16 protein-coding genes and 2 tRNA genes are annotated in these 19,173 nt (G+C 64.0%); 15 read left to right on the top strand and 3 right to left on the bottom strand.

Annotation, left to right across the window (positions count from 1 at the left end; all coding sequences use genetic code 11):
• Positions 1-295: 295 nt before the first annotated feature.
• Complete coding sequence (locus DFO50_RS11075) at positions 296-922, bottom strand: TetR family transcriptional regulator (RefSeq protein ID WP_028499595.1); 627 nt, start codon at positions 920-922, stop codon at positions 296-298.
• Positions 923-1,307: 385 nt separating this feature from the next.
• Between DFO50_RS11075 and DFO50_RS11080 the strand changes: the two genes are divergently transcribed.
• Genes DFO50_RS11080 through DFO50_RS11090 form a run of 3 tightly spaced genes read left to right on the top strand, consistent with a single transcriptional unit; the run spans position 1,308 to position 7,036 of the window.
• Positions 1,308-2,411, top strand: coding sequence for an efflux RND transporter periplasmic adaptor subunit (locus tag DFO50_RS11080; protein ID WP_233495242.1), 1,104 nt, complete (start codon positions 1,308-1,310; stop codon positions 2,409-2,411).
• A gap of 12 nt (positions 2,412-2,423) precedes the next feature.
• Positions 2,424-5,603 carry an efflux RND transporter permease subunit gene (locus DFO50_RS11085; protein WP_107889236.1) on the top strand — a complete coding sequence of 1,060 codons (3,180 nt, stop codon included), beginning with the start codon at positions 2,424-2,426 and terminating at the stop codon, positions 5,601-5,603.
• The gene (locus DFO50_RS11090; protein WP_112692508.1) at positions 5,603-7,036 is read left to right on the top strand and encodes an efflux transporter outer membrane subunit; all 1,434 of its coding nucleotides are present in this window, start codon (positions 5,603-5,605) and stop codon (positions 7,034-7,036) included. The genes DFO50_RS11085 and DFO50_RS11090 overlap by 1 nt, the downstream gene beginning before the upstream one ends.
• A gap of 72 nt (positions 7,037-7,108) precedes the next feature.
• Here DFO50_RS11090 and DFO50_RS11095 read toward each other — a convergent pair whose 3' ends face one another.
• Both DFO50_RS11095 and glnK read right to left on the bottom strand, forming a co-directional pair.
• Positions 7,109-8,506: an ammonium transporter gene (locus DFO50_RS11095; RefSeq protein ID WP_028499597.1), complete on the bottom strand. Its 1,398-nt coding sequence runs from the start codon at positions 8,504-8,506 to the stop codon at positions 7,109-7,111.
• 27 nt (positions 8,507-8,533) lie between these two features.
• Positions 8,534-8,872 (bottom strand): P-II family nitrogen regulator, encoded by a 339-nt coding sequence (gene glnK, locus DFO50_RS11100; protein WP_028499598.1) that lies wholly within the window; start codon positions 8,870-8,872, stop codon positions 8,534-8,536.
• A gap of 302 nt (positions 8,873-9,174) precedes the next feature.
• Here glnK and DFO50_RS11105 point away from each other — a divergent pair, with 302 nt between their 5' ends.
• The 12 genes from DFO50_RS11105 to DFO50_RS19385 all read left to right on the top strand — a co-directional run.
• Complete coding sequence (locus DFO50_RS11105) at positions 9,175-9,462, top strand: accessory factor UbiK family protein (protein ID WP_028499599.1); 288 nt, start codon at positions 9,175-9,177, stop codon at positions 9,460-9,462.
• 58 nt (positions 9,463-9,520) lie between these two features.
• Entirely contained in the window at positions 9,521-11,020 is a 1,500-nt protein-coding gene (locus tag DFO50_RS11110; RefSeq protein ID WP_107889230.1) for a YifB family Mg chelatase-like AAA ATPase, read from the top strand.
• A 203-nt stretch (positions 11,021-11,223) separates the two neighbouring features.
• On the top strand, positions 11,224-11,952 hold the full coding sequence (locus DFO50_RS11115; RefSeq protein ID WP_028500446.1) for an SPOR domain-containing protein: 729 nt from the start codon (positions 11,224-11,226) through the stop codon (positions 11,950-11,952).
• 21 nt (positions 11,953-11,973) lie between these two features.
• The gene (locus DFO50_RS11120; protein ID WP_107889228.1) at positions 11,974-12,594 is read left to right on the top strand and encodes a thiol:disulfide interchange protein DsbA/DsbL; all 621 of its coding nucleotides are present in this window, start codon (positions 11,974-11,976) and stop codon (positions 12,592-12,594) included.
• Positions 12,595-12,672: 78 nt separating this feature from the next.
• Entirely contained in the window at positions 12,673-13,494 is an 822-nt protein-coding gene (locus DFO50_RS11125; protein ID WP_028500444.1) for an undecaprenyl-diphosphate phosphatase, read from the top strand.
• Between the two features lie 50 nt (positions 13,495-13,544).
• A tRNA-Met gene (locus tag DFO50_RS11130) sits at positions 13,545-13,621 on the top strand.
• A 41-nt stretch (positions 13,622-13,662) separates the two neighbouring features.
• Positions 13,663-13,739, top strand: a tRNA-Met gene (locus tag DFO50_RS11135).
• A 221-nt stretch (positions 13,740-13,960) separates the two neighbouring features.
• A complete protein-coding gene (locus tag DFO50_RS11140) occupies positions 13,961-14,482 on the top strand; it encodes a phage tail protein (RefSeq protein WP_084300346.1) in 522 nt (173 codons plus the stop codon).
• A gap of 42 nt (positions 14,483-14,524) precedes the next feature.
• Positions 14,525-15,067: a phage tail protein gene (locus tag DFO50_RS11145; protein WP_028500443.1), complete on the top strand. Its 543-nt coding sequence runs from the start codon at positions 14,525-14,527 to the stop codon at positions 15,065-15,067.
• 42 nt (positions 15,068-15,109) lie between these two features.
• Positions 15,110-15,691: a phage tail protein gene (locus DFO50_RS11150; RefSeq protein WP_084300344.1), complete on the top strand. Its 582-nt coding sequence runs from the start codon at positions 15,110-15,112 to the stop codon at positions 15,689-15,691.
• Between the two features lie 332 nt (positions 15,692-16,023).
• Entirely contained in the window at positions 16,024-16,488 is a 465-nt protein-coding gene (locus tag DFO50_RS19175; protein ID WP_158537439.1) for a GNAT family N-acetyltransferase, read from the top strand.
• A 304-nt stretch (positions 16,489-16,792) separates the two neighbouring features.
• The coding region (locus tag DFO50_RS19385; RefSeq protein ID WP_199489809.1) for an S-layer family protein at positions 16,793-19,173 on the top strand (2,381 nt) is incomplete at its 3' end.

Raw genomic sequence — 19,173 nt, forward strand, 5'->3', positions numbered from 1 at the left:
CCGACCCCATCAGTGAATGTGATGGGGGGGTATCAGGATTTGTGATTGGAATACGTCAGGAAGCTGCACCTATTATGGCTCCACGTGCTGCGCGTTTTGCCCGCGTCAGCACCACTAGTAAGGTGTTTCTTCCTCGTGCTTTCCCCCACGCCCTAGCGAGCCGGGGGATTTTTTTTGCCCGCACGGTACGCACGGGCATGGGCGCGCAGGGCGGCCCGCTGCGGCAGCGGATGGCCGGCCGGACGGGCCCGGCCAGCGTGCCTGACGGCAGCCGATGCCCGATCCCGGGCCCAGGTCAGTCGTTCAGCGGCTTGACCAGGATCCCGTTCAGAATCTGGTCGATCAGTGGCCCGGCCCGTTCGGCCAGCGGGTAGCGCTCCGGCCACAGCAGCCAGATCGACAGCGCGCCGTGTACGGTGAAGCGCAGGGTTTCCGCCGCCAGTTCCGGGTCCACGTCGGCACGCAGCACCCCGACGGCTTTCGCCTCGACGAAGATCTGCGCGATCGCCTCGCTCACCCGCTTGTGGACGCCATGAATGTCGTCAATCGCCGGTTTCAGTTCGTCGACGTACTCGGCCTTGTGGGTCAGGATGTCCAGCAGCCGGCGCCGGCGTTCGGAACGGGTGGTTTCCTCCAGCACGTACACGTAATAGTCACGCACGCGCCGGATCGGATCGCCACTGCCGGCGACGATCAGTTTCTGGAACACCGCGTCGACCGGCTCGCGCAAGCGGGCGTGCATGGCGACGAACACCTCGGCCTTGTTCTTGAAATGCCAGTAGATGGCCCCCCGCGTGACCCCGGCCGCGCCGGCGATATCCGCCAGCGAGGTGCGTGACACGCCCTTCTCGGAGAACAGCCGTTCTGCTGCATCCAGCAGGCTCTCGCGGGTCAGCGCCGCATCTTCTTTGGTTCTTCTCATAGCGTATCTTCAACAAAATCCGTAAACTGCCGCATTAACATCCAGTCAAGAATGTATGATAACCCGATATTGCCTGTGAACATCTTTTTAAAACAAGAGTAAATCGCCAACTTTCACTATCACTGGCGACAGCTTGTTTTTATAGTGAAGCTGCGTGCCCGGCATCATACTCAAACTCGCTGCCCGCACTTGAGTGCAGTACCCAATTTCAAAAGGTCCGCGTGCGCAGTCTGTCGTGGCGCGGAGTTTCCCCGACGAGGTTCAAGTGAAGCCCATCAGACATACAACTCACGCTGCCCTGCTCCTCCCCCTCGCACTCATGCTCGCCGCATGTGGCGCCAAAGACAATGCCCCCCCTGCGCCGCCGCCGGCACCGGTCTCGGTCATGAAGGCAACAGCGCAGGATGTACCGGTCTCTTACGAGTTTATCGGCCAGGTCGCCGGCTTCCGCGATGTCGAAGTCCGCGCCCGCGTCGGCGGCATCCTGCAGAAGCGACTGTACACTGAGGGCCGGCTGGTCAAGGCCGGCGAACCACTGTTCCAGATCGACCCGGCGCCGTTCGTGACCGAGGTCGACCAGTCCCGTGCGGCGCTGGCCGTGCAGAAGGCGCAGCTGACCCGTGCCGAGCTCGACTACAAGCGCATTGTGCCGCTGTTCGCCGAAAATGCCGTCAGCCAGAAGGACCGGGACGATGCACTGTCGGCCTACGAGTCGGCCAAGGCCGCGGTCAACCAGGCGCAGGCCAAGCTGTCGCAGGACCAGATCAACCTCGGCTACACCAAAGTCACCGCACCGATCACCGGCATGGCCAGCAAGGAAACGGTCAGCGAAGGCAACCTGATTGTTGCCAACTCGGCCGAAGGCAGCCTGCTGACCACGGTGTCGCAGATCGATCCGATCTATGTGAATTTCTCGATCTCGGACAATGATGCGCTGCGCTACCGCACCCAGATCGCCAACGGCCAGCTCGTCGTGCCACAGGGCGAGAAGTACCAGGTGACGGTCCAGTTGTCCGATGGCAGCAATTACTCGCGCACCGGCTGGATGAACTTCACCGACAACATCATCGACACCACCACCGGCACCATCCGCGCCCGGGCCACGTTCAAGAACCCCGACGGCCATCTGCTGCCCGGCCAGTTCGTCCGCGTTCACCTCGAAGGCGCGCACCTGAAGGACGCCATCGTGATTCCGCAGCGGGCGGTCCTGTCGACCCAGCAGGGCAACATCGTCTTTACCGTGACACCTGATGGCAAGGCGGCACCGCGCCCGGTGGAAAAAGGCCAGGAGATCGGCGACAACGTCGCCATTCTCAAGGGGCTGAAGAGTGGCGACACCGTCATTGTCGACGGCGCGGTCAAGGCCAAGCCCGGCCAGCCGGTGAAGATCCTGCCCGCCAGAAGCGACGGCAAGCCCGCGGCACTCCCGCCGGCGACCGGAACGGCCGCCGCACCGGCCGCCGGCAACGAGAAGAAACCGGCCAACTAAGCGGGAGCCTCCATGTTTTCAGCGTTCTTCATCCGGCGGCCCATCTTTGCCAGCGTGATCTCGATCATCATCATGCTGGCCGGGATTGCCGCCATCAAGGCACTGCCGATCGCGCAGTATCCGAATATCGTGCCGCCGCAGGTGTCGGTGACCACCAGCTATCCGGGCGCATCGGCGGAAACCATCGCCAAGTCGGTGGCCGCGCCGCTCGAAACGCAGATCAACGGCGTGGACAACATGCTGTATCTGCAGTCGGCCAGTGCGTCCAACGGCTCGCTGACCATCACCGTCACCTTCGCCATCGGCACCGACCCGGACCAGAACACCATCAACGTGAACAACCGCGTGCAGGCCGCCATGGCGCAACTGCCGCAGGAAGTCACGCGCCAGGGGGTCACGGTGCAGAAGAAGTCGTCGACCATCCTGATGGTGCCGGCGATCTATTCCCCCGAGGACCGCTTCAGCCAGACCTACATCAGCAACTACACGCTGGTGAACATCATCGACGACATCAAGCGCATCCCGGGGGTCGGCGACGCGTCGATCTTCGGCGCGAGCGACTACTCGATGCGGGTCTGGATCCGGCCTGACCGCCTGGCCCAGCTGAAGCTGACGCCGGCCGACATTTCCAGCGCCATCAACGAACAGAACGCGCAGTTCGCCGCCGGCAAGGTCGGCGCGGAACCGACCAGCGGCAAGCCGGTCGACTTCACCTACACCGTGACCGCCAAGGGGCGGCTGGAAACCCCTGAGGAATTCGGCCAGATCATCGTCCGCTCGAACCCCGACGGCTCGAAGATCAGGCTGAAGGATATTGCCCGCATCGAGCTGGGCGCCAAGGACTACTACTCGCAGACCTTCCTCAACGGCAAGCCGGCCACGCTGTTCGGCGTGTACCTGGCCCCGGGCGCCAACCAGATCGCCGTGTCCGACGCGGTCCAGGCCAAGCTGAAGGAACTGTCCGGCCGCTTCCCGGAAGGCATCACCTACAAGGTGCCGTACGACACCACCAAGTTCATCAAGGTGTCGATCGAGGAAGTGGTGCACACGCTGTTCGAGGCGATGGTGCTGGTGTTCCTGGTCGTCTACCTGTTCCTGCAGAACTGGCGGGCAACGCTGATCCCGTGCCTGGCGGTGCCGGTGTCCATCGTCGGTACCTTTGCCGGCATGTATCTGCTCGGTTTCTCGATCAATACCCTGACACTGTTCGGCATGGTGCTGGCCATCGGCATCGTGGTCGACGACGCGATCGTGGTGCTGGAAAACGTCGAGCGGCTGATGCGGACCGAACACCTGTCGCCAACCGATGCCGCGATCAAGGCCATGCAGGAGGTGACCGGCCCGGTGGTCGCCATCGTGCTGGTGCTGTGTTCGGTGTTCATCCCGGTCAGCTTCCTCGGCGGCCTCGCCGGCCAGATGTACAAGCAGTTCGCCGTGACCATTGCCGTCTCGGTGGTGATCTCCGGCATCGTGGCACTGACGCTGACGCCGGCGCTGTGCGCCCTGTTGCTGAAGGATCATGACCACAGCAAGAAGCCGAACCGCTTCTTCAGCTGGTTCAACGATTTCTTCGAGAAAGCTACCGGTCGCTACACCGGCGGCGTGTCGTTCCTGCTCAAGCGCTCGGCGGTCGGCCTGCTGCTGTTCGCCGGCATCATCGCCGTCACGCTCGGCCTGTTCCGCCACGTGCCCGGCGGGCTGGTGCCGGACGAGGACCAGGGTTATGTGCTGACCCAGACCTTCCTGCCCGACGGCGCGTCGCTGACGCGCACGCAAAAGGCGGTGCTGAACCTGCAGAAGATCGCCAGCGAGAACCCTGCCACCGCCGATGTGGTGACCATCAATGGCCTCGACCTGCTGACCGGCGGCACCTACAAGACCTACAACGGCGTGACCTTCCTGCCGCTGAAGGACTGGAAGGAGCGCGAGAAGCACAAGGGCCAGGACTCGTTCAGCTATGCGAAGGAGATCATGCAGGGCACTTATGGCGACCCGACCTCGCTGACCATGGCGTTCAACCCGCCGCCGATCTCCGGCATGTCGAACACCGGCGGTTTCGAGGCGTATATCCAGGACCGGACCGGCGGCACGTCGCAGGATCTGGAAGTCGCGCTGAAGAAGTTCATCGACGCGGCACGCAAGCGGCCCGAGCTGACCGGTATCAACACGCTGTTCTCGGCCAACGTCCCGCAAATCTACCTCGACCTCGACCGCGAGAAGGCCAAGGCGCTGTCGGTGCCGATCAATGACGTGTTCGCCGCCATGCAGAGCACGTTCGGCGCCTACTACGTGAACGACTTCAACAAGTATGGCCGGCCGTTCCGGGTGCAGATCCAGTCCGAGTCCGACTTCCGCTCGCGACCGGAGGACATCCGCAACGTCTACGTGCGTTCGACCAGGGGCGACATGATTCCGCTCAACGCGCTGGTCAATGTCAAACAGGTCAAGGGCACGGAAGTGGCCGAACGCTTCAACGTGTTTTCCGCCGCCAAGGTCATGGGCGGTCCGGCCCAGGGCTACAGCTCGGGGCAGGCAATCCAGATCATGGAACAGGTGGCGGCCGAGTCGCTGCCGGACGGCTATACGCTGGCCTGGACCGGCACGGCGTATCAGGAAAAGGCCACCAGCGGCTCGTCGGCGATCGTGTTCATCGCCGGCCTGATCATGGTGTTCCTGATCCTGGCCGCGCAGTACGAGAAGTGGTCGCTGCCGCTGGCGGTGCTGATGGCGGTGCCGTTTGCCCTGTTCGGTGCCATTCTGGCCAACTTCCTGCGCGGGCTGGCCAATGACGTGTACTTCCAGATCGCGCTGGTGACACTGATCGGTCTGGCGGCCAAGAATGCCATCCTGATCATCGAGTTCGCAGTCATGCGCATGCACGAGGAAGGCGAAACCCTGGCCCAGGCGGCGGTCAACGCGGCCCGGCTGCGTTTCCGCCCGATCATCATGACCTCGCTGGCCTTCGTGCTTGGCTGCGTGCCGCTGGCCATCGCGTCCGGCGCCGGCGCGGCCAGCCGTCACTCGATCGGCACCGGCATTATCGGCGGCATGCTGGCGGCAACCTTCGTCGCCACCTTCTTCATCCCGATGTTCTTCGTACTGATCATGAAACTGTTCAAGGGCGACAAGCCCGTTACGCCGCCCGCCACCCCGCCGACCGGCACGGATGGCTCGCAGGGAGGACATGCCTGATGAAACGTCTGCTCCTGCCCACGCTGATCACGCTGGCGCTCGGCGCCTGCGCGGTCGGTCCTGACTACCAGCGCCCGGCGATGGACCTGCCGCAGTCGCTGGCTGCCGACGCCCGCCCTGACGCCCGTGTCGACCTGAACTGGTGGACCGCGTTCAACGATCCGGTGCTCGACGCCTTCGAGCAGCGCGCCAGCGTCTACAACCGCGACCTGCTCGCCGCCATCGCCCGTGTCGACGAGGCCGCCGCGCAGCTGACCAGCACCCGCGCCGACCTGCTGCCGCAGCTCAACGGCGCGGCCGGCGGCCAGCGCGGCCAGCCGTCCAGCCTGCTGCCGTCCAGCGGCCTGCAGCCGGGCCAGAAGGTCATCGGCGAGCAGTACAACGCCTCGCTGCAGGCCTCGTACGAGCTCGACCTGTGGGGCAAGCTGCGCCGCGCGACCGAAGCCTCGCGCGCCGAGCTGCTGTCGTCGCAGGCCGCCCGTGATACCGTGGCGCTGACCGTGGCCGCCAGCGTGGCCAACGGCTACTTCCAGCTGCGCACCTATGACGAGCAGCTCGACATTGCCCGCCGCACGCTGAAAAGCCGTGAAGACGCGCTGGTGCTGCGCAAGAAGCGCTTCGAGGGCGGACTGATCTCCGAACTCGACTATCGCCAGGCCGAGGCGGAAACCGCCACGGCGCGCGCCGCGGTACCGCTGTACGAGCAGCTGGTCTCGCAGGCGGAAACCGCACTGAAGGTGCTGATCGGCGCCAGCCCGCGCGAGATCTATCAGGGCGAGGTCAGTCGCGGCAAGGCGCTGTCGACGCTGAACGTGCCGCCGACGCCACCATCCGGCCTGCCGTCCGACCTGCTGCTGCGCCGGCCGGACGTGGTCGCCGCCGAGCAGCAGCTGGTGGCCGCCAACGCCCGCATCGGCGTTGCCCGTGCCGCCTACTTCCCGGACATCACCCTGACCGCCGCACTGGGCAGCGCCAGCCTGGCGCTGGGCGACCTGTTCACCGGGCCGGCCGCACTGTGGTCGTTCGCCGGCGACCTGACCATGCCGATCTTCAACTGGGGCAAGACCGGTGCCGGCGTCGACATCGCCAGTGCCCGGCAGAAGCAGGCACTGGCCAGTTACGAACAATCGGTGCAGAACGCGTTCCGCGATACCCGCGACGCCCTGGTGGCCCAGCAGAAGACTGCCGAGCAACTGGTGGCGCAAAACACCCAGGTGTCCGCCTATACCCGCACCACCCACCTGGCCCGCCTGCGCTACGACAACGGCTATTCGAGCTATATCGACGTACTGGACTCGGAACGCAGCCTGTTCAGTGCCGAGCTGGACCGGGCCAACACCCGTCTGGCCCGCCTGCAGGCGGCCATCAGCGTGTTCCGTGCGCTGGGCGGCGGTTATGGCCAGCCGCAGGACGCAGGCAAACCCGCCGGCTGATTTCCATCAGGCAGACAAAAACGCCGCGGCAGATGCCGCGGCGTTCTTTTTTGCCTTGCCGGGAAGCAGGGCTTATTCGATCCGCTCGCCGTGCAGCGTCACGTCCAGGCCTTCGCGTTCCTCGTCGTTGCTGACCCGCAGGCCCATCGCCATGTCGATCAGCTTCAGCAGGATGAAGGTCACCACCAGCGTGTAGCCGGCCGTCGATACCGTGGCAATCGCCTGCGTCATCAGATCGCCTTCCACACCGCCGATCGCCTTGACCGCCAGCGGGCCGACCAGCAGCGAACCGATGATGCCGCCGACACCATGCACACCAAAGGCATCGAGCGAGTCGTCATAGCCGAGCCAGTGCTTCAGCGACGTCGCACCGACGTAGCAGGCGCCGCCGGCCACCAGACCGATCAGCAGCGCGCCCTTCGGGTCGACGAAACCGGAGGCCGGCGTGATCGCCACCAGACCCGCCACGGCACCGGATGCAATGCCCAGCACCGACGGCTTCTTCTTGAAGATCCATTCGACGAACATCCAGGTAGCGGCAGCGGCACCGGTGGCGACCTGGGTCACCAGCATGGCCATGCCGGCACGGCCATTGGCTTCCAGCGCCGAGCCGGCGTTGAAACCGAACCAGCCTACCCACAGCATCGAGGCCCCGACCAGCGTCAGTACCAGGTTGTGCGGCGGCATGGCTTCCTTGCCGAAGCCGATACGCTTGCCAAGCACCAGCGCGCAGACCAGACCGGCCACACCGGCATTGATGTGCACCACCGTACCGCCGGCGAAGTCGAGCACGCCCTCCTTGAACATCCAGCCGGTCGGCTCCCACACCCAGTGGGCGATCGGCACGTAGACCACGAACAGCCACAGCGTCATGAATACCAGCATGGCCGAGAACTTCATCCGCTCCGCAAACGCCCCGGTAATCAGCGCCGTGGTGATGATCGCGAACGTCATCTGGAACACGACGAATACGGTTTCCGGGATGTTCGCGCCAGCCGTGCCGGTCAGCGAATCCATGTTCACGCCATTGAGAAAGGCCTTGTCCAGCCCGCCGATAAAGCCGCTCCCCGGCGTAAAGGCCAGCGAATAGCCAAACGCAAACCACAGCACGGTCACCACCGAGCAGATGGCGAAGCTCTGCATCAGCGTGGCCAGCACGTTCTTCTTGCGCACCATGCCGCCATAGAACAGCGCCAGGCCGGGAATGGTCATGAACAGCACCAGCGCGGTCGACACCAGCATCCAGGCGGTGTTGCCGGTATCCAGCTTCGGTTCGGGAACCGGGGCGGCAACAGCGGCGGTGGCCGTGGCATCAGCCGCCGTGGCCGGCGCACTGCCGGCGCTGTCGGTGGTGGTCGGCGCCGGGGCGGTCGCCACCGGCGAGGTCGCAACCGGTGTCTGCTTCATGATCACCGCAGCACCGATGCCGAGCACGCCGATCAGCGCAAGAATGCTCAACGTTTTCTTCATGATGGTTTCTCCTCGGAACTCGAATGCCTAAACCGCTTGCGCGCCGGTCTCGCCGGTACGGATACGCACGACCTGTTCGAGGTCGTAGACGAAGATCTTGCCGTCACCGATCTTGCCGGTCCGGGCCGAGGTCTCGACCGCTTCGACCACCCGGTCGAGCAGATCGTCATGCACGGCGATCTCCAGCTTGACCTTGGGCAGAAAGTCGACCACGTACTCCGCACCGCGATAGAGCTCGGTATGGCCCTTCTGGCGACCGAAGCCCTTGACCTCGGTGACGGTGACGCCCTGGACACCGATGGCCGACAGCGCCTCGCGCACTTCGTCGAGCTTGAACGGCTTGATGATTGCCGATACCAGTTTCATGCCTGTTCCTTCCTCATTTGCTGAAATCAGACACGGCGACCGGTCACACACGGTGCCGTCGTGTTGCACTGCAGCTTATGCAGCTTTCGTGCCAACACAGGTGGGTTGCGGAAAAATCGATCAAATACAGCGGATTGACGCATCAGCCAGCGTTTTAGGATTCGTCCGATTGACCGGCATTCATGACGGGAACATCCTCGTCTGCCGGTCGGGATATGTCTACGCACCAGATTAGTGCATCGCCGCCGATGGCGCCGGCATTTGCTACACTCGCAACATCATCCCGTTGCCAGGAGTACACCATGCTGAGCCAGAAGCTCTTCGACGAACTGTCGAACAAGATCAGTGAAACCATTGCCGCCAGCCCGGCCAGGGACATCGAGAAGAACGTGCGCTCGATGATGGGCGCCGCCTTTACCCGGCTCGATCTGGTCACGCGCGAGGAGTTCGACGTGCAGCAGGAAGTCCTTGCCCGCACCCGCGAGAAGCTGGCCGAGCTGGAAAGCCGCGTGACCCGGCTGGAAGCCGAACTGTTCCCCGACCAGCGCGAGGTCGCCGTCGACGAGCAGGCCAGCCAGGGTCATTCCTGAGCGGATTTGCCTGTCCCCACCGGCCACACAGGCCGGTTTTTTTTCGCCCGGAGGTTTGATGAGCACCGCCGTACTGCACAGCCGCGCCCTGATCGGTGTCGACGCGCCGGAAGTCGCGGTCGAAATTCATCTGGCCAATGGCCTGCCGGCATTCTCGCTGGTCGGCCTGCCGGAAACCGAGGTCAAGGAAGCACGCGAGCGGGTTCGCGCGGCACTGCTGACCACCGGCTACGACTTTCCCAACCGGCGGGTGACGGTCAATCTGGCGCCGGCCGACCTGCCGAAAGCCTCCGGCCGCTTCGACCTGCCGATCGCACTCGGCATCCTCGCCGCCAGCGGCCAGTTGCCGGCGGCGGCACTGGACGGCCATGAATTCGCCGGCGAACTCGGGCTGACCGGCGAGTTGCGGCCGATTCGTGGCGCACTGGTCATGGCCTGCGCCGCCCGTCGCGCCGGACGGATATTCGTGCTGCCGGCCGGCAGCGCCGACGAGGCGGCCATTGCCGGCGACGGCCTGGCGCTGATCACCGCCGACACGCTGGCAACCCTGACCGCCCATTTCGACGGTCGGGCGCCGCTGGCGCCGTTCCAGCCCGCGATGGCCGGCGCCGGGCAGCCCGATTATCCGGACCTCGGAGATGTCCGCGGCCAGGGTGCAGCGCGGCGGGCACTGGAAATTGCCGCCGCCGGCACCCACTCGCTGCTGCTGTGCGGCCCTCCCGGCACCGGCAAGTCGATGCTGGCCGCCCGGCTGCCGGGCATCCTGCCGCCGATGCACCACGATGAGGCACTGGCGACCGCAGCCGTCCATGCGCTGGTGCAGCCGTTTGATCCCGCGCGCTTTCACTGCCGCCCGTACCGTACACCGCACCACTCGTCCTCCGCCGTGGCGCTGGTCGGTGGCGGTTCGCCGCCCCGGCCAGGCGAAATCAGCCTGGCGCACAATGGCGTGCTGTTCCTCGACGAACTGCCCGAGTTCGAACGGCGGGTGCTGGAAAACCTGCGCGAACCGATGGAACGCGGCCATGTCGATATCGCCCGCGCCGCGGCGCAGGTGCGCTTTCCGGCCCGTTTCCAGTTCATTGCGGCGATGAATCCGTGCCCGTGCGGCTATCACGGCCATCCGGCCGGTCGCTGCCGCTGCTCGCCCGAGCAGGTCGGCCGCTATCGCGCCCGCCTGTCCGGCCCGTTGCTGGACCGGATTGACCTGTGGCTGGACATGGCCAGCGTGCCGGCCGGCGAATTGCTGGACACCCCGCCAGGCGAGCCGTCGGATCGGGTCCGGCAGCGGGTCGTGGCAGCCCACCGGCGGCAGACAGCACGACAGGGCACACCAAACGGTCAGCTGGAGGGCGAGACACTGGCCCGGTTCGCGACGCCGGACCCGGCCGGGCTGGCGCTGCTGCGCGAGGCCATCGAACGGCTGCAGTTGTCGGCGCGCGCCTGCCACCGCATTCTGCGCGTCGCCCGTACGGTGGCCGATCTGGACGGCAGCGAGGCCGTGGCCTGTCACCATGTCGCCGAAGCGATCCAGTACCGCCGCCATTCGCGGCCCTGATATCCGGTAACATTTGAACATGACAATATTGCCGCCAGACCGTGTCCGGGCAGGTGCAGCCGGACGGTGAGCCGGTATAATCGCCGACTCCCGCAGCGCACAAGCGCCAGCCCGGTGCCACGCGCCCTACCCCCGCCACCGCTAGCCGGACACAATGCCCCGGCAGGCACGGGGCGCAGACGAACAGATCGATCGACACAGACATGGCATCACGCGATTACAAGAACGCCGGACGGAGCCAGAGCCGCCCGAGCGGACGCAGCAGCAAACCCCAGCGCGACCGCAGCGGCGGCGGCATGGGCGCCGGCATCCTGATCGGCGTCATCGCCGGCGTCGGCATCGCCGTGGGCGTCGCCTTCTGGCTGAATCGTGCCGCCAGCCCGTTCGCCGACCGGGAAAAACCGCGCACGCCGACCACGGCGGCCGAGGTCGCCCCGCCACAACCGTCCCTGCTGGAGCCCGGCACCCTGAATACCCGCGCTCCCGAGGTCAAGACCGAAGGACCGACCCAGGGCAATGTCGTGGTGCTGCCGCCGCCGGACAAGGCGCCGGGCGCCCCCGCCCCGGCCGCCAAACCGGCGGCACCGGCCACGCCGGACTACGATTTCTACCAGTTGCTGGCGGACAAGGACGGCAAGCTGCCGGCCGAAAAACCTGCTGCCAGGAAACCGGCGGAAAAGAGCGACAAGGCCGGCAAGCCGGTGTTTTTCCAGCTTGGCGCCTTTTCCAGCGAGAACGAGGCCGACAACCTGAAAGCGCGGCTCGCGCTGTCCGGCATCGAGGCCAGCATCTCGTCGACCACCATTCCGGACAAGGGACTGCTGCATCGCGTCCGCGTCGGTCCGTATTCCAGACCGGAAGATATCAACCGGGTTAAGGCCTTGCTAAAGAACGAGGGCTTCAATCCTTCGGTCGTCAAGGCCGACGGCTAATTTCTATCAGGGATTTCAAAAATGAAAAAATGGCTGTTCGCCAGTCTGGTCTGGCTTGTCGCCGCCACCGCCTATGCCGCTGCTCCGATCAAGGAAGGCGTCGACTATACGGTCATGTCCCCGGCCCAGCCGGTTGCCAGCAAAGGCAAGATCGAGGTGCTGGAGTTCTATTCCTACACCTGCATTCACTGCTACCACCTTGAACCGCTGATCGAGACCTGGGCCAAAACCAGGCCGGCCGATGTCGACTTCCGCCGCGAGCACATCAGCTGGGACAAGAGCACGGACGGCTTCGTCAAGCTGGCCGCCACGCTGAAGGCCACCAACCTGGAACGCCTGCAGATGCCGGTGTTCGATGCCGTGATGCGCGACAAGATCAATCTCGGTCAGCCTGACGTGCTGAAGGGCTGGATCGCCAGGCAGCCGGGCGTGAATGCCGCCTCGTTCATGCAGACCTACGGATCGTTCGGCATTTCCAGCGCGCCGGCCCGCGCCGCCCAGCTGACCCGCACCTACCAGATCGAAGGCACGCCGACGCTGGTGGTCGGCGGCAAGTACGCGACCCTGGCCGCCACGCCGGAGCGCCGCATCGAAATCATCAATGCGCTGATCGCCAGGGTCCGCGCAGAACAAAAGAAGTAAGGCTGGCATCAGCGGCAGAAACCACGGGGTGAGCAATCACCCCGTTCCTGTTTATTCATCAAAAAGGAAGCACTTAAAGTGGATTGGCTCCTGCTCGCCAAGGCAGTCCTGATGGGCATTGTCGAAGGTTTGACCGAATTTCTGCCGGTGTCGTCCACCGGCCACCTGATCGTCGCCGGCGACCTGATCAATTTCAATCCACGCATCGGCGACGTGTTCGAGATCGTCATTCAGCTCGGTGCCATCCTTGCCGTGTGCTGGGAATACCGCGAACGCCTGCTCGGTGTGGTTCGCGATCTGCCGGGCAGCCGGACCGCACAGCGTTTCGTGCTGAACCTGTTCATCGCCTTCCTGCCCGCCGCCCTGGTCGGCATCACCTTCATCAAGGCGATCAAGGCGCACCTGTTCAATCCGGTCGCAGTCGCCTGCGCGCTGGTGGTCGGCGGCCTGATCATCCTGTGGGCCGAACGTCGCCAGCGTCCGGTCCGCATTCACAGCATCGACGACATGACGCCACTGGATGCGTTCAAGGTCGGCGTCGCCCAGGTCGCCTCGCTGATTCCCGGCACCAGCCGCTCCGGTTCGACCATTATCGGCGGCATGCTGTTCGGCCTGGACCGCAAGGTGGCGACCGAGTTCTCGTTCTTCCTCGCCATCCCGGTCATGTTCGCCGCGACCTTCTACGATGTGTGGAAACACCGCGAACTGTTCACCAGCGGCGACATTCCGGTGTTCGGCGTCGGTTTCGTGTTCGCTTTCCTGTCCGCCTTCGTCGCCGTGCGCGGCCTGATCCGCTTTGTCGCCCACCACACGTTCACCGTGTTCGCCTGGTATCGCATCGTGTTCGGGCTGATCATCATCGCCACGTGGTATTTCGGCTGGGTATCGTGGAATAGTTGAGCATTTGCTTGACGCGGTGGCTGACGCGGGATATTATCTGCTTCCTCTGTCGCGGGGTGGAGCAGTCCGGTAGCTCGTCGGGCTCATAACCCGAAGGTCGTAGGTTCAAATCCTGCCCCCGCAACCAGTTTACCGATGTCGATCGCTCCATCGACATCAACACCCTGACGCGGGGTGGAGCAGTCCGGTAGCTCGTCGGGCTCATAACCCGAAGGTCGTAGGTTCGAATCCTGCCCCCGCAACCAGTATCGATTCAGGCTGTCAGCTCACGCTGACAGCCTGTTTTCGTTTCAGTAGCCAGAATTGACGTTTGCATGCTCTGGAACAAATTTTCACGCATTCGTCTTGTCATGAAAAAACGGAAATGCTAACGTGATTTCGCGTCATGCCGACACCCAAACGGCATGACGGCTTGCCGCAGTGAACACCGGTCCGTTTTTCAACAATGACAAGAGTGAGGTGCTTCATGGATCCGTTTGTAGGCGAAATCCGCCTGTTCTCCTGGAACTGGGCGCCAAGGGGCTGGCTGCCATGTGATGGCAGGGAGCTGAATATCCAGCAAAACGTCGCGCTGTACTCCTTGCTGTCGACAACCTATGGCGGCAACGGCACGACCACGTTCTGTCTGCCGGACCTGCGTGTCCGGACACCGATAGGTTTTGATCCCACCCATCCTCCTGTCCCGACCAGCAAGCGACAAGACGGCAGTGCGACCAAAACGCTTCCCGTTGCCGTTATTCCGGCCCACAGCCACCAGGCAAGAGCCTCCACCGAGGCAGCGACAGCTACAGCCCCGGCCGGCGGCATCCCCGCCATCAGCCCCAAGAAGGTTTATCACGCTGCCCCCGTTGCACCGGCCAAACCTGTCGCACTGCGATCGGATACGGTTGGCTTCGCCGGTTCTGGCCAGCCCATGGACAATACCCAGCCTTCTATCGGATCGGCCTTTTTCATTGCCACTACTGGCAACTACCCGCCACAGGATTAGCATTGCGCCGGGCCATCGTTTATTTTTCGTGAGGCAACAAGCATGGCAGACTGTTTCGTTGGCGAAATCCGCATGTTCGCCGGTAATTATGCGCCAGAAGGCTGGGCCATTTGCAATGGCGCCTCCCTGTCCGTCAATGACTATCCCGCATTGTTTTCGCTGATCAGCACTACGTATGGCGGCGATGGGATCAGAATCTTTAACCTGCCCGATTTTCGCGGTCGTATTCCGGTAGGCACGTGCTCGACAAACGGGATGCCCACGATTACGCTGGGGCAGCATTTCGGTGCCGAAACATCCATGATAACAAACGCAAATATGCCACCGCACAAGCATACATTCAACGTGGTGGCAGACATAGGCGACAACGAAGCGCCCAGCAATATCATGCTGGGGAAGCTTGCGGCAGCCGGGGCCAACAAAGGGTTTTACAGCAAAGAATCCCCCGCCACGGCCGTACTGAGTGCGGATTTTCTGAGCCCCGTTACAAATCCAAACCAGGCCCCCATAAACAACATGATGGCCACACTGACCGTAAGCTACATCATTGCCTTGAATGGCCTTTACCCGGACCGGCCTAACTGAGCCCTCCCCACTGCAACTTCAAACCTGACAGGCTATGACATCATGGATGCATTTGTTGGTGAGATCAGACTTTTCCCCTACTCCAGTGGAAGAAGCGTCAGCGGCTGGTGCTTGTGTGACGGAAGACAGATGCCCATTTCGCAGTATCCGGCACTGTATTCCATTATCAGCAACCTCTATGGCGGGGATCTGAAAACCTATTTCAATCTCCCCAATCTGACAGGGCGGGCAGTCATGGGCAGCGGGAGAGGCATTGGGCCAACTCCCAGCGACCCGACCCTGACGACCAGAAAGGTCGGAGACGTGGCCGGTGAGCGTACCAGCAGCATAGAGCCTATCAATATCCCGTCTCATTCCCATCAGATCACTGGTGCGGCATATACCAATGCCAACAATATTGATACGCCGGATGCTACGACCGTGCCCTCGGCCCCGTTCAATATCAAGGTTTACGCAGCGTACAACAGCGGGGCGATACCCGCTACCCTGGCCCCGACCACAATCGGCGATGCTGGCACGGCCTATACAGCACCAATCAAGGTGGCCAATATGCAGCCTTGCCTGCAAATCAGCAGCTATTACATCTGTCTCGACAGCGGTGGCACTTACCCGATCAGGCCGTAATGGCGTTCCACCAAGCGGGGCAATAACAGGCCATAGCACATGGCGGCAAGAACAGGCCGGGCCGGATTCGATCTGGCAGGCCGCCGTGCCCACCATCTGCACCGTCAGCCGGGCAGGTACCAAAGCCACTAACGACTAGTGGCGCCGTTCGTCGTCAGCAGTCTGACGACGGCGCCTTATCCTTCCCCGGCGCCGCCCCCATCAGCATCACGAGGGCGGCGCCGGCGGAACCGTTTCCGGACGAGAACCGCAACGTGTCCACACACTCTCAGCCCCACCCCGATCCTGATTCCCTTCCTTCTCCAGAGACAAAACCAGGCTTGCGCTGGCACGTGCAAACGGATGCCGATGCGGCATTCGTCCGCGACCTGTACCTGGCGCGTCGCTGGGCGGAAACGGCGCTGATACCTGGCTGGACCGACGAACAGCGCCGACAGTTCCTGCTCGACCAGGCACGCCTGCAGCGCCTGCACTACGAGAAGTGCTATCCGGACAGCGATATTCTTGTTGTCGAGCAATCCAACCATTCAATTGGCCGCCTGTATCTGCATCGCCACGCCCCGGGCGGCTGGCACATCGTCGATATCGCCCTGCTGCCCGCCTGGTGCGGACAAGGTATTGGTTCTGCCTTGCTGCGCGCAGTCCTCGACCTGGCCGACCACGCCGGGCGCCCGTGCAGCCTCCATGTCAGCCCCGGCAATCCGGCGCAACGCCTGTACCAGCGACTGGGGTTCCAGGTGACCGGGACTGCAGGCCCCGACATCCATCTGTGCAGACCGGTTTCCAGCCGCGCCTGATGCCCGGCCGTGTCGTGACGCCCATCCAAAGTAAATAGCAGCTACATCAAACGAATAAAATATTTATTTCGCATTATCCGGGATCTATACTGCTAACTGAATATTCATTTCCGATACCGGGACACTTCAAGCGGACGGGGGGGCAGCCTCCCGTCCGCTAAACCGTGGCGGTCATCCAGCAGCACACCCGTTTGACGCCACAGGGGGCCCCGCCCGGACGACTTCCCTCACGAGACTGCAAATGCACAGACAGTTGGCCACACTGGTTTCTGGATTCAGAACCGCAACACAGCAGGCATTTTGCATGCTGCTGTTCACGCTTGCGCTTGTCTTCCCCGCCATGGCTGTCGGCGCCGGCGTTTCCCTCTCCCCTCCCAGTGGCACGACCCTTGCCACCCTGACTCTCGGTCAGTCGATGTCGGTTACGCTGACGGCAATTGGCGGCGCCGCACCGTACGCATACTGGCAAGGCGACGTGAATGATCCGAACTACGATGGCAACGCCACCTACATCCCGGCCGGTTTGAGCCTGGATAACAATACTGGTGTGCTCAGCGGTACACCGACCACACCCGGCACCTACACATTCCAGATATCGGTAGTGGAAAACTTTGGTGACAGCGGTGTGGCGACGTACACAGTGGTGGTCAACGGCGGCGCCACGCCGACCCTGACCCAGGTCACCCCGCCCACCGGCAGTACCGCAGGCGGCACCACGGTCACCCTGACCGGCACCAACCTGACCGGCACCACGGCCGTCAGCTTCGGCGGCACCGCAGCCAGTTCGTTTACCGTCAACAATGCCACCACGATCACCGCCACCACGCCGGCCCATGCGGCAGGTGCGGTCAACGTTGTCGCCACGACGTCGAACGGCATGGCCACGCTGACCAATGGCTATACCTATGCCTTGCCGGCCCCGACTGCCGGCGCGGTCAGCACCACCGTCGCCGCCAACAGCAGCGCCAACCCGATCACGCTGAGCCTCGGCGGCGGGGCTGCCACCAGCGTCGCCGTGGCCTCCGCCGCCAGCCATGGTACCGCCACGGCCAGCGGCACCAGCATCACCTACACCCCGACCGCCGGTTATTCCGGACCGGACAGCTTCACCTACACCGCAACCAATGCCAGCGGCACTTCCAGCCCGGCCACCGTCACCGTCACCGTCAGCGCACCGACCCTGGTCCTGTCGCCGGCAAGCGGCGCGCTGGCCGGCGGCAGCACCGGCAGCGCCTACAACGCCACAATCAGTACCAGTGGCGGCACTGCACCATACAGCTACGCCATCACGGCCGGCAGCCTGCCGATCGGACTGAGCCTGAACACTTCGTCCGGTGCCCTCAGCGGCACCCCGGGCAGCAGTGGCACCAGCAACTTCACTGTGACCGCTACGGACGCCAACAGCGCCACCGGCAGCAACGCCTACTCGATCACCATTTCCGGTCTGCCGCCGACCGCCAGTGCCGTCAGCGCCACCGTCGCTGCCAACAGCAGCGCCAATCCGATCACGCTGAGCCTTGGCGGCGGGGCTGCCACCAGCGTCGCTGTTGCCTCCGCCGCCAGCCATGGCACCGCCACGGCCAGCGGCACCAGCATCACCTACACCCCGACCGCCGGTTATTCCGGGGCGGACAGTTTCACCTACACCGCAACCAATGCCAGCGGTACCTCCAGCCCGGCCACTGTCAGCATTACCGTCAGTGCACCGACGCTGAACCTGACCCCGGCCTCGCTGGGCAACGGCACGGTCGGCGTCGCCTACAGCGCTACGGTCAGCACCACCGGCGGCACCGCGCCGTACAGTTACGCCATCACGGCCGGCACTCTGCCGGCGGGTCTGAGCCTGAACACCTCGACCGGCGTCATCAGCGGCACGCCGAGCACCAACGGCACGTCCAACCTGACCATCACCGTCACCGACAGCCACAGTGCAACCGGATCACGGGCATACACATTGACCATTGGCGCCCAGGCTCCGACCGCCAGCGCCGTCAGCGCCACTGTCGCCGCCAACAGCAGCGCCAACCCGATCACGCTGAGCCTTGGCGGCGGGGCTGCCACCAGTGTCGCCGTTGCCTCCGCCGCCAGCCATGGCACCGCCACGGCCAGCGGCACCAGCATCACCTACACCCCGACCGCCGGTTACTCCGGGACGGACAGCTTCACCTACACCGCGACCAATGCCAGCGGCACTTCCACCCCGGCCACCGTCAGCATCACCGTCAGTGCACCGACGCTGAACCTGACCCCGGCCTCGCTGGGCAACGGCACGGTCGGCGTCGCCTACAGCGTCACGGTCAGCACCACCGGCGGCACCGCGCCGTACAGTTACGCCATCACGGCCGGCACTCTGCCGGCGGGTCTGAGCCTGAACACCTCGACCGGCGTCATCAGCGGCACGCCGAGCACCAACGGCACGTCCAACCTGACCATCACCGTCACCGACAGCCACAGTGCAACCGGATCACGGGCATACACATTGACCATTGGCGCCCAGGCTCCGACCGCCAGCGCCGTCAGCGCCACCGTCGCCGCCAACAGCAGCGCCAATCCGATCACGCTGAGCCTCGGCGGCGGGGCTGCCACCAGTGTCGCCGTTGCCTCCGCCGCCAGCCATGGCACCGCCACGGCCAGCGGCACCAGCATCACCTACACCCCGACCGCCGGTTATTCCGGGGCGGACAG

It is taken from the genome of Microvirgula sp. AG722, from assembly GCF_003269145.1.
GTDB classification, from domain to species: Bacteria; Pseudomonadota; Gammaproteobacteria; order Burkholderiales; family Aquaspirillaceae; genus Microvirgula; species Microvirgula aerodenitrificans.